At 37.5% G+C, this 11,560-nt stretch carries 10 protein-coding genes, 2 pseudogenes and 1 riboswitch; of the genes and pseudogenes, 2 read left to right on the top strand and 10 right to left on the bottom strand.

Going from position 1 to position 11,560, the window contains the following annotated elements; genetic code table 11:
• Window positions 1–548: 548 nt before the first annotated feature.
• The 6 genes from U473_RS13950 to U473_RS13925 form a co-directional block, all read right to left on the bottom strand.
• Window positions 549–1,850, bottom strand: a complete 1,302-nt coding sequence (locus U473_RS13950; RefSeq protein WP_082732613.1) for an NCS2 family permease — start codon at window positions 1,848–1,850, stop codon at window positions 549–551.
• Window positions 1,851–2,027: 177 nt separating this feature from the next.
• A riboswitch (purine riboswitch) is annotated at window positions 2,028–2,129 on the bottom strand.
• Window positions 2,130–2,236: 107 nt separating this feature from the next.
• Window positions 2,237–3,775, bottom strand: a complete 1,539-nt coding sequence (guaA, locus tag U473_RS13945) for a glutamine-hydrolyzing GMP synthase (protein ID WP_068727862.1) — start codon at window positions 3,773–3,775, stop codon at window positions 2,237–2,239.
• Window positions 3,776–3,919: 144 nt separating this feature from the next.
• Window positions 3,920–4,102 (bottom strand): hypothetical protein, encoded by a 183-nt coding sequence (locus tag U473_RS13940; RefSeq protein ID WP_068727860.1) that lies wholly within the window; start codon window positions 4,100–4,102, stop codon window positions 3,920–3,922.
• Between the two features lie 105 nt (window positions 4,103–4,207).
• Window positions 4,208–4,426 (bottom strand): MoaD/ThiS family protein, encoded by a 219-nt coding sequence (locus U473_RS13935; protein ID WP_068727858.1) that lies wholly within the window; start codon window positions 4,424–4,426, stop codon window positions 4,208–4,210.
• Window positions 4,416–6,122: an aldehyde ferredoxin oxidoreductase C-terminal domain-containing protein gene (locus U473_RS13930; RefSeq protein WP_201024230.1), complete on the bottom strand. Its 1,707-nt coding sequence runs from the start codon at window positions 6,120–6,122 to the stop codon at window positions 4,416–4,418. The genes U473_RS13935 and U473_RS13930 overlap by 11 nt, the downstream gene beginning before the upstream one ends.
• 91 nt (window positions 6,123–6,213) lie before the next feature.
• On the bottom strand, window positions 6,214–7,386 hold the full coding sequence (locus U473_RS13925; RefSeq protein WP_068727854.1) for an iron-containing alcohol dehydrogenase: 1,173 nt from the start codon (window positions 7,384–7,386) through the stop codon (window positions 6,214–6,216).
• Window positions 7,387–7,462: 76 nt separating this feature from the next.
• Between U473_RS13925 and U473_RS15315 the strand changes: the two are divergent.
• Window positions 7,463–7,731: pseudogene (locus U473_RS15315) on the top strand (IS3 family transposase); the annotation flags it as partial.
• On the top strand, window positions 7,652–7,864 hold the full coding sequence (locus U473_RS13920) for a hypothetical protein (protein WP_068727852.1): 213 nt from the start codon (window positions 7,652–7,654) through the stop codon (window positions 7,862–7,864). The pseudogene U473_RS15315 and the gene U473_RS13920, both read left to right, overlap by 80 nt.
• Window positions 7,865–7,880: 16 nt before the next feature.
• On the opposite strand, the gene U473_RS13915 is transcribed toward U473_RS13920, so the two are convergent.
• From U473_RS13915 to U473_RS14420, 4 genes and pseudogenes are all read right to left on the bottom strand, one after another.
• The gene (locus U473_RS13915; protein WP_068727849.1) at window positions 7,881–8,684 is read right to left on the bottom strand and encodes an N-acyl homoserine lactonase family protein; all 804 of its coding nucleotides are present in this window, start codon (window positions 8,682–8,684) and stop codon (window positions 7,881–7,883) included.
• 162 nt (window positions 8,685–8,846) lie between these two features.
• Window positions 8,847–9,035: a hypothetical protein gene (locus tag U473_RS13910; RefSeq protein ID WP_068727847.1), complete on the bottom strand. Its 189-nt coding sequence runs from the start codon at window positions 9,033–9,035 to the stop codon at window positions 8,847–8,849.
• A 231-nt stretch (window positions 9,036–9,266) separates the two neighbouring features.
• On the bottom strand, window positions 9,267–10,970 hold the full coding sequence (locus tag U473_RS13905; RefSeq protein WP_068727845.1) for a sigma-54 interaction domain-containing protein: 1,704 nt from the start codon (window positions 10,968–10,970) through the stop codon (window positions 9,267–9,269).
• Between the two features lie 419 nt (window positions 10,971–11,389).
• Window positions 11,390–11,560 (bottom strand): annotated as a pseudogene (locus U473_RS14420) (zinc ribbon domain-containing protein); the annotation flags it as partial.

The following is an 11,560-nucleotide window of genomic DNA, read 5'->3' as shown; positions in this document are numbered from 1 at the left end:
GAGCATCATCACGAGGCCATAAAAAGTTATCCTTAACTCTAATAAATTGATTAGGTCCACATTTCCGTGGTACGCTTGGCTTTTACACTGTTCAGTTTTCAAAGAGCAATCAAAGTTTCAATTAGTATGTCGTAACAGCGACAAAATTTATCTTATCATATATTATGTTAATTTGTCAACTGTTTTTTTCTTTATTTTTTTGTCGAACGTTTTAATCATAAGGTTTCACGAAGTGACAAATAATATACTAACATGAATCGTATTTTGTCGTCAATGATTTTTTTAATCCTTTTAAGAAAATTTGTCGTATTGGCGACTATGTAAATTTAGCACATTTCAACGTCTTTCGTCAAGTATATTTTTTTAGTCGAATTTTGTCTTACACACCGCAGAAAACTACACCATATTTTACAATTATTATTTTATGTAATTTGTCTTGGCCAAATCTTAGGCAAAAAATAGAGATTATTAGTTTCGACAACCAATAACCTCTATATAGTCAATCAATTTTAATATTTTGATCATAAAAAGAACTACTATTTCATTTCTTATAGGAAGATAAATCTTAATACGAATAATGCTCCTAAAACATACATGATTGGATGAACTTCTTTGGCTTTACCAGCAAATACTTTCACTAATGGATAAACGACAAATCCAAGGCTAATTCCAGTTGCGATACTAAAAGTTAAAGGCATCATTAACATAGTAAAGAAAGCAGGAACAGCTTCATCAAGTCCTTTCCAGTCAATTTCTTTCAAGCTAGACACCATTAATATTCCCACGATAATTAACGCAGGAGATGTAATTGCTGCAACACTTGCAACAGCTTGAATCAATGGATAAAAGAAAAGTGCAACTAAGAACATGATTGATGTAAAAATTGCGGTTAAACCAGTACGACCACCAGCTGCAACACCTGCTGATGACTCAATGTATGAGGTTACAGTAGATGTACCAAACATTGCACCTACCATAGTAGCAATCGAGTCAGCTGTGAGTGCACGGCTTGCTTTAGGTAATTTATTATCTTTCATGAGTCCTGCTTGATTGGCCACGCCAACTAATGTCCCTGCAGTATCAAAGAAATCTACAAACAAGAAGGAAAAGATAATCGTTAATAATCCCATGTTTAAAGCACCTTTAAAATCAAGATGCATAAAAGTAGGTTCAATACTAGGTGGTGCAGCAAAAACACCTGTAGGAGTTTGAACGATACCAAATACCCAACCAGCAATAGCGGTTAAAATCATACCATAAAAAATTCCGCCTTTTACTTTTTTAACTAAGAAAAATAAGGTAACGATGATTCCAAAAAAAGTAAGTAATATATCCGGTCTACCAAGCTCTGTAGAAAGTTTTACAAATGTTCCTTCCGGATCTGCAGCAATGATACCCGCATTCTTTAATCCAATAAAAGCGATGAACAACCCAATACCAGCGGATACAGCGTGTTTTAAACCAGATGGGATTGCATTGATAATGGCTTCTCTAATTTTTGTAAGAGTTAAAATAAAGAAAATAGCACCTGAAATAAAGACGGCTGCTAAAGCAGTTTGCCATGGTACTTTCATCCCTAATACAACCGTAAATGTAAAATATGCATTTAAACCCATTCCAGGAGCTAAAGCGATTGGGTAGTTAGCTAATAGTCCCATTAATAAGCTACCAATTGCAGCTGATACAGCAGTAGCAACAAACACAGCTCCCATATCCATTCCACCTAATTGTCCAAGGAAAAATGGATTAACAATTAAAATATAAGCCATTGTTAGAAAGGTAGTGATTCCAGCTAATAACTCTGTACGAACCGTGGTATTTCTTTCACTTAAACCAAAAAAACGATCGATGCCAGAGACTAGCTCTGAATTATTTTTTTGGGATAGTTTTGCTGTTTGTTCCATCAATTTCTCCTCCTCATTTACTATTTGTTTAAAAATGAAAAAACCTAGATAGAAGATCTCTACCTAGGCATAGAAGGGTCTAAACAGTTCAAATCTTAAGCGCAATAAAAATTATAAGATTTGTAACAGGTCTGATCCCTTCGTAGTCAAGCAATTTACGGTCGCTCGGTAGAGACATCTGAGCCTTATTCTCAGACATATACGAAGAACAGATATGATTGAATTATATGTTGTTCTTTCAATAGTAAGTGTACCAAGAGCTTGTTTGATTGTCAAGATAAAAAACGAACATTTTTTTATAAACAGTATAAATTGTTCGTGAAATAACTCAATTATTCCCATTCGATCGTTGAAGGTGGTTTTGAGGTGATATCTAAAACAATACGATTGACTCCATCTACTTCATTAACGATTCGATTAGATATTTTCTCTAGAACTTCAAAAGGGATTCTTGCCCAATCAGCAGTCATCCCATCGATGGAGGTGACAGCACGTATACCTACGGTGTAGGCGTAGGTTCTTACATCCCCCATCACACCAACACTTTTTATATCAGGTAATACAGTGAAATACTGCCATATTTCACGATCTAAATGAGCTGCTTTTATTTCATCCCGCAAGATTTGGTCTGAATCCCGCACAATCTGCAGCTTTTCCTCAGTTACTTCCCCTAATACTCGAATCGCTAAACCAGGCCCTGGGAAGGGTTGGCGCCACACAATTTCATCAGGTATTCCTAATTCGGTTCCAACTTTTCTAACCTCATCTTTGAATAATGTATTTAATGGCTCAATTAATTCAAAACGAATGTCTTCAGGCAATCCACCTACATTATGATGGGACTTAATCGTTTGCGCAGTTTTTGTCCCACTTTCAATGATATCAGTATATAGAGTCCCTTGGGCTAAGAAATCAAATTCTCCCAGTTTGTTTGACTCTTCTTCAAATACTCGAATGAATTCATTCCCAATGATTTTACGTTTTTGTTCAGGGTCACTGATACCTTGTAACTTAGTAAGGAAACGATCTTTTGCATCGATTTTAATCACATTCATATTAAATTTCTCACCAAAGACTTCCATGACACTTTCTGCTTCCCCTTTCCGAAGCAGTCCATGATCTACAAACATACAAGTTAATTGATCTCCGATGGCTCGGTGAATAAGGACAGCTACGACAGAAGAATCTACCCCGCCACTTAAGGCACATAATACTTTTTTATCTCCAACAATTCCCCTAATTTCATGAAGTTTGTCTTCAATAAAGGTTTCCATTGACCAATTCTTTTCTACTTTACATACATCAAACAGAAAATTCTTTAACATATCCATTCCATAAAGCGAATGCTGTACTTCTGGATGAAATTGTACTGCATAATAGTGCTTTTCTGGATGACTCATTGCAGCAATAGGAGCATGTTCAGTACTTGCATCAACTTGGAATCCTTTTGGCGGCTCAATAACTAAATCTGAATGGCTCATCCAAACTTGTTGGGTTTTATCTAATTCCTTATATAACAAAGAATCTGTCTTAATTTGAATATTCGCTTTTCCATATTCACGAACATTAGCTCGTTCAACTTTCCCCGCTAATTGGTGGGTCATTAATTGCATTCCATAGCAAATTCCTAAAATCGGGATCCCTAGTTGATATATTTTGGGATCAACGATAGGTGCATTTTCTACATAGACACTTGCAGGTCCACCTGAGAAAATAATTCCTTTAGGGTTCATAGATTTAATTTGATCTGCTGGTGTATCAAAAGGAATTAGTTCGCTATACACCCCTAAATCTCTTACTCTTCGCGCAATCAGTTGATTATATTGGCCACCAAAGTCTAAAACAATAATCATATCATTTGGCTTTTCCATATAGGACCTCCATTAAATAAATAAATTATCTCTTAGCCTATACAAAAATAACTAGGATGGGTTGTCCATCCTAGCACTAGTCGTCTTATATTGTGCCTATTCTAACAAAATTAGAATAAAGGCGTCAAGCTTGAATTTTTGTTATTAATTTCCTCCAGATCGTCCGAATTGCCATACTCCTGCAATAGATGAACGACTATATCTAACCTGTTCAAATACCTCTGTGGCTTCTTCCCAATCTTTGCTATCCATTTCTTTAAATACATCAGATAAATACTCTCTTACGTTTTGTGACTCTTCTTTTCCCTTGCGAACTTGTGGTTCCACTTTCTAAACCTATTCGTAACAGATTCTAGTTCCCCTTCCAATAGGAATAAAAAACCGTTGAAGAATCAGCGGTTTTTATTGATTATAAGAATTTTGATTTCTTTTTTATCCACCTGCAAGCGGAATTAGCAATTGAATTCTATCATTTTCTTTTAATTTTTCTTGACCGGTGCTAATCTTACCGTTTAATACAACCAAAGCATCTTCATCCCATTTAATACCTAAGCATTCTAAAAAAGCTTTAACTGTGGTTTTCTCTACTACTCGATGTTCTCCATTTAATTGCTGTAAATAAGGAATATTTGAGGTAATCTTAACGACCATTCCCTTCGACTCCTATTAACTCTAACTCTTCTTGAGGCACATCGAATACTGTTTTGCTTGCTTCATTCATTTCTGTATAGAAGTACTCTGGTAATCGATCGTGAGCTTTGGTGAATCCTGCCCTTCTGTTGAATTGATGCTCAAGCTTTAATGTCTCTAAGGCTGTTTCTTTTAAGTATTCAGCTGTAACCTTCTGCCCGATATAAGCAGTAATTAAATCAGCAATAAGATCAAAGCGGCCTTGAATTGCTCCTCCACTGAAGTAGCACATTCCTAAGGAATCAAAGATTGTAACTGTTTCCTGGGCGTCCTTTGATGCTTTTACTTGACCTTCTGCAGAATGATGGTCAATTTGTGCCCTTATTGTTTGCCCTGCTGTATGGTCAGCACCCATTGGTGATGTTGCATATGTGACACCAAGTCCTTTGATTGCTCTTGGGTCATAGGCTGGCATTGATTGCCCTTTTACTGTTGGAACTCTGTATGCTCCGTACAATTTACCGACTATCTCTGCTCCCCCGCCAATGATTCTCCCTAAAGGACTTCCTGCTTTAATTTCTTTTACTGCGTTTATTGCTCCTTCTACGTCACCAAAGGATAGTACTCCCTGTGACATTAGTACGCCTATTGCTGCTCCTGTTTCGATGGTATCCACTCCGTATTCGTTACATAATCTGTTTAGTTCTGCTATTGCATCGAGTTCTCCTATACCAAGGTTTGATCCTAATAAACCGATATTCTCGTATTCTAGTGGTGATGTTACCAGTTTACCTGCTTTGTTTACATAGACGTTGGAACAGCGAATTATACAACCCGGCATACAGGCATGTGTCGGATTTCCTTCGCCGCCACGCTCTAGTATTGTTTCTCTTAGTTTTTCTCCTGTTATGTTTTCATAGAGTTCAAATGAACCTGTTGAGAAATTCCTTGTCGGCAGGGCTCCCAGGGCGTTTGTTGTTTTTACCAGTCCTGCTGTTCCAAGCTCTGGGAATACTTTTGCTGTTCCCGGTGTCTCCATTAACCATTTATGATAAGTCTTCATTGCTTCTCTGAATTTTTCTCTGTCCTTTGGTTTGTTCTTTTCAACTCCGGCATCATCTAATACTATTGCTTTTATCCCCTTTGAACCTGCAACTGCTCCAAGCCCTCCCCGGCCATTAAATCTGGTTGGTAAGCCTTCTTTATCCTGACCTGCTATGGCAGCAAGGTTCATTTTCTGTTCTCCTGCTACTCCAATTAACCAGACGGCAATATGTTTTCCGTATCTATCTCTCAACCAATCGGCTGCTTCACTTAATTCTTTGCCTAAAATGGGTGTTGCATCATCAAAGGTGATGCTCTCTTTAGAGATATGAATAATTTTAAAATCGTCACGAACTCCTTCAAAGATCAGACTACTGATTCCCAATCTTCCAAGTTTTAGACCGGAAATACCTCCTGCATTACTTTCTTTGATGCCTCCGGTTAGCGGGCTTTTGGCACCTATCGAATAGCGGTCTGCACTGGATGCTCCAGAACCTGTTAAAACTCCGTTAGCAAAGACTAATTTGTTAAATGATCCCAGCGGGTGACATGTAGGAGGGACTTCGTCATGTATTACTTTTGATGTTAAGGCTCTTCCTCCTAATCCGTTGTATTTTAAAGATTGGTCTTCGCTTACGGTTAAATCTTTCATATTAATACGTATTATTTTCACTCTTTTATCCCTCCCTAGATTTTTATGAAATTCTAAATATAAGATTATCATTTTTTTAGAAGAGATGTTATAATTTTCTGAAAAAATTTTATTATAACAGATTTAATTTCCCATTATAAGCTGCTGTATAAACCTTTCTTATATCATCAATTGTGAAAGGTTTTGGGCTTCTAGCTAGCAAACGCTTTTGTTTTAACGCATCCTGCGATAATTTTTCAATATACTCTTCTTTTATATCAAATTCCTGCAAATTAGTTGGTATTCCTACATCCTTAACAATATCATACAACGCTTTAACCGCAGCAATTGCAGCTTCACGGTTAGATAAACCTGCTCTATTTACTCCTAATGCATCTGCCATGAGCACCATTTTTTCTATGCATGATGGCCAGACAAAATCAAATACATAGGGTAATAGTACAGCATTAGAATCCCCATGGGATAGTTTAAATAGTCCGCCTAACGGATAAGCTAATGCATGGACACCTGATACTCCGGCATTATAAAAGCTTAAGCCTGCGATTAAGCTTCCCCAGGATAATTCATTGCGTGCTTTTACATTAGAGCCATGCCATACACCTGTACGGATATTTTGACTAATACGTCTAATAGCATCCAATGCTAAAGCATCTGTTAAAGGTGAAGCGTTAACAGAAATAAGAGCTTCTACAGCATGGGTTAAAGCATCAACTCCTGTAGCCGCTGTAATTCTAGGTGGAAGTGTGTATGTTAATTCTGGATCAACAATCGCGACATCAGCCAGCAAATAGTTATTTGTAATTACATCTTTTGAAGACTCTAAAGAAAATACAGCAATATCAGTTACTTCTGATCCAGTTCCCGATGTAGTTGGAATTAATATTTTTGGAAGACCTTTATTACTTAATTTTTTCGTTCCCGTTAAGTTTAGGTAATCTGCTACTGTACCTTCGTGTTTGCTTAAAACAGCTACAGCCTTGGTAATATCTAAAGAACTTCCTCCCCCAATTCCGATTACCATATCAGCATCACTATTTTTTAAAGCACTAACTGCTTGGTCTGCTATATGTACTGGAGGTTCTGGTATTATCTCACTGTACAAATCATAAGTAATGCCTGCACCTACTAATACATCTTCAACTTTTTTAACTATTCCAACCTGGATCACACCCGGGTCTGCAAAAATCATTACTTTCTTTGCATTAAATCTATTTATTTGTTCTGGAAGTTTGGCTAAGCTTCCGGCACCGGATATAATTGTTAAAGGAGAAACAAAATTATACATAAGAAACACTCCTACCTTTCGTTCTAATGGTTTCTACATACCCAAAAACGCTTTTTTAATATGTTCATCATTTAATAAATTTCATACAGAATGCAAACAACGTTATGGAGTTCCTAAGATTCACTATCTTCTTCAAAAAGAAGGCTATAAGGTAAGTTTAAAACGAGTACAGTGTTTGATGAAAAAGGCTGATATTCGTTCAATCACGAAGAAAAGATATCATCCTTACCCTAATATTCATACTTTTAAAGATGGTTGGTGTTAAATGTTCATTTTAAAGGATTTAAACAATCATTTAGTCAAAAAGGTTGCCCCTATGATAATGCCTGCATTGAATCCTTTCATTGAATTTTTCCAAGATATCGACCAATTCCAAAAACGTAGATACACGACAAGTTATCCACAAGTACCTATAGCCCCTATGTTACAATGGTTTGAGGCACTTATCGTGCTTACAGACTTTCGAATCCGAGCTTGAGCTTTAGTAGCAATTATCACTCATAAAAGTCAGGGGCAACTTTCATCGTTTTGAAGAATTCCATGTCGTGGGAAAACATAACTTTGGCATTATATTTCTCTGCGTACTTACGAACTTTTTCAATCGACTTAAAGAACTCAATGCTGTCATACACAATGCCTGACGCCTTGGCCGGAGGACCGTAATTCCGCCGGTCATACACAGCATCCTGGGGAAAAATGAGGGTTCCTTCCTTTTCCAAATGGACGATTAAGCCTAAAACGCCCGGTGTGTGGCCAGGTAAAGAAATAAGTTCCACGCCCGGAACCAGCTCAAAATCTTCATCAACAAGGTGATATTGTTTTACCGGAACTTCAAGATCTGCTTTAACATATGCCCCGTGGGTAGCAGGGTCTGGACTTAAGTGAACGAGAGTTTGACCATATATAAAATCCTGCCGGTGTACATAAACATCGGCATGCTTAAACAAATGCATATTACCTGCATGATCAAGGTGGAGATGGGAAACAACGATCGTTTTGATGTCTTCCGGTTTGGTTCCTGTTAGAGCAAGCTGGGAGACAAAGCTTTGCGATTCTTCATAATAGAAAGGAAATACGCTGGCCAGCCCGGCAGGCCAATATCCATTCATGGCATCAGGGTGACACCCTAAATCGTACAGTATTTTACCTTGGGGATGATCAATTAAAACGGCATAAACAGGTATCTTAATCCAATTAACCTGAGGAGTCTTATTACTTACAGAACCGAGTACTGACTGAGCAACCATCCAATTTTCGTCGCATTCCAACCACCCAGTATCAAGAACATAAACTTTCATCTTTTCTTCCTCCCATTCTTTATTGTGGAATCTCCGTTCTAATTCCAAAGAGAATATATCTGAATTACCCATGCATCTAACAACTTCAGATAGATAAAACAAGTGATTAAACAAAAAAAGTAGAATAATACTAATAACACAGAATATCCATGGTGTAACGCTTTATTTAATACTCGACATTTCAAGTATCGCCTCACAATCGATATGAAGGAATTTGTTACTTCTAGTTGTTTTGTCGGAGGCGATTTTTGTTAGGTTTTTAGCGGAATCATCAGGATTACCAAGTCTAGCTAAACTACTCCAGCCGGTAATAATTTTCTTAGCTGTTTGGAATGAATTTACTTCCGACATAACTAAAACCTCTCCCTTTAGTTCGCGCTACTCAGAATTACAATCTCCCTCCTTTCAACCATAATTGTATTTTTCTTGTATTTTCTTTATAGTATGAATTGCGCGAAAACTTAATCTGAGAGAATTCTTTTGCAAAAACCATGCCAATACGAAAGACATTATACCATCCCGGTTTTAGCACCCTGTTTTTCACTTATTAATGAACATACCGAATCATAATCAATTCACTTTTTATGGGTTTTGATTCATTCTTGATTCACTATCGAAATAATAGTGTAATTTTCTTACGAGCGTTGCTTGACTCATACCCAACGCTTTAGCTGCCTTCCTAGTGCTACCGAAACGCTTCATTGCTCTGTCGAGAAGAATTTTCTCAACGCGCTCTACCGCGTCCCTCAAAGGTATCTTTTCCAACGCGGGCAATGATATCTCCGCTAACTCCAACTGGCTAATTTGAACCGGAAGATGGTTCAGGCCAATTTCCGAATCATTCACTGTCACCACTAAACGTTCAATGATGTTTACAAGTTCACGAATATTTCCTGGCCAGCGGTATTGAACAAGCTTTTCTAACGCGTTCAATGAAATTTGTTTATGCATTTCATATTTTTTATTAAATTTTGTCAGGTAATGCTGAACCAATAAAGGAATATCTTCTTTGCGTTCTCTTAAAGATGGGATGGTTATCGGAACAACATTTAATCGATAAAATAAGTCCTCACGGAATTTTCCCTCTTTGACCATAGATTGAAGATCTCGGTTGGTTGCGGACAGTACCCTTACATCTACCTTAATCGGCTTCACGCCGCCAAGCCTGGTAAATTCGTGCTCTTCAAGTACTCTTAAAAGTTTCACTTGCAAATCCAAGGGTAGCTCCCCAATCTCATCCAGTAGAAGCGTTCCCTTATCTGCCAATTCAAACAATCCTGGTTTCCCCTCTTTTTTTGCACCCGTAAATGCACCTTCAACATAACCAAAGAGTTCTGATTCCAAAAGGTTTGGTGGAATAGCTCCACAATTAATTTTTATAAACGGTTCACCTTTACGCTTACTGTTGTTGTGAATAAATTTAGCCATAACTTCTTTACCTACTCCAGATTCTCCGAGAATCAAAACCGTTGTATCTACCGGAGCTATCCGTAAGGCCAGCTCAAACGTTTGTTTCATCGAGATACTATTTACAATAATGCCTTCCTCTTTTATTTGTTGACTACGTAATTGAGTTAACTCACAAAAATAATTGTCTTTTAACTTTTTGGTCTCTTCCAAATTAAGCTTAAGTTGTATAAGTTCCGTAACATCTCTGATATTATTTATTACTCTGACAATCTTTCCATCTTGACCAAAGACTGGTGTTCCGATGACAACAATGCTGATCCCACCTTTTATCTGCTGCATAATTGTCACCGGCTTACGTTTCTTAAGGACAAGTAAAGTGGCAGATTGGGAAAAATACCCTTCATTAACTAACTCTTGCATATGGCGCCCTAAAACTTCGTTACGTTTGATTCCGGTAATTCGTTCATACGCCTTGTTGACCTTGATTGTATAACCGGACCCGTCTGTAACATAAATGCCGTCAAGAGATAATTCAATAATCGTATCCAGTTCTTCAATTAAAGTTTTTAGAGTATCTAACTCATGAGACATTTGCCTGCAGTATGAAAGAACACTAACTCCTTTTTGTAAGTTATCCAACGCATATTCACGAAGACTCAATGCTCTGGGACCGTTTTTCCCGAGCAATATTACATAAGATTGACCTAGATCAAATAGGCTTTGCAGTTCATCAAAACTACTTGCTATAGCAAAAGAGGTTTCCATAGCTTCTTTAACAGTCGCTGTTGGTAGTAATCCCTGGCCTAGTGCCCGTACAATGTGGGACTGAGACAACACCCCACATAAAATGCCCCCGGTCCTATCACTGGTAAGCAATCATGATTTCCCCGTTCCAACTGTCCTGCCGCTTCAATCAAAGTCATGGATGTCTGAAGCATAATACACCCCCATGGACAATAAGTGATTCATTTATGTATCACTCAATTCTATACTAGTAAAATAATCCCCTCCTTTTTATAACAAATTTTCAGAAAAATAAATCGTTTAACAAAAGTTATTATTTCTCAAATCGGAGCTTGGTCTTATAATTGGCATTGCGTACTATTGAGAGGAAATAAGAAAAACCGGGCGTATCCCGGTCCTTTTTATATATTTCAAACGGAATGAAATTGTAGCATGTGGAGTGAACTACCCGCCACCTACGCTTCGCTTAGAGGTGGGGGCTTCTAAGGTAATCGCACCTAACGGTACGAAATTTACTTAGCTATCGAGCCTGTTCCATGCTCTATTTATGATTATACTAACAGTCGCAATCCTTCACGCTTGATATTGATAGAAGCGTTCCAATCTCTATCTGCCACAAAACCACAATCACAATGAATATGCGCTCAGAAAGAGATAGAGACTCCTTTACTTGACCGCAACATGAACAAGTTTTGGATGATGGAAACCACTTATCTATTTTA

The organism is Tepidibacillus decaturensis (assembly GCF_001561915.1).
In the GTDB taxonomy this organism is placed as follows: domain Bacteria; phylum Bacillota; class Bacilli; order Tepidibacillales; family Tepidibacillaceae; genus Tepidibacillus_B; species Tepidibacillus_B infernus.
This window is presented reverse-complemented; position numbering and strand designations above follow the sequence as displayed.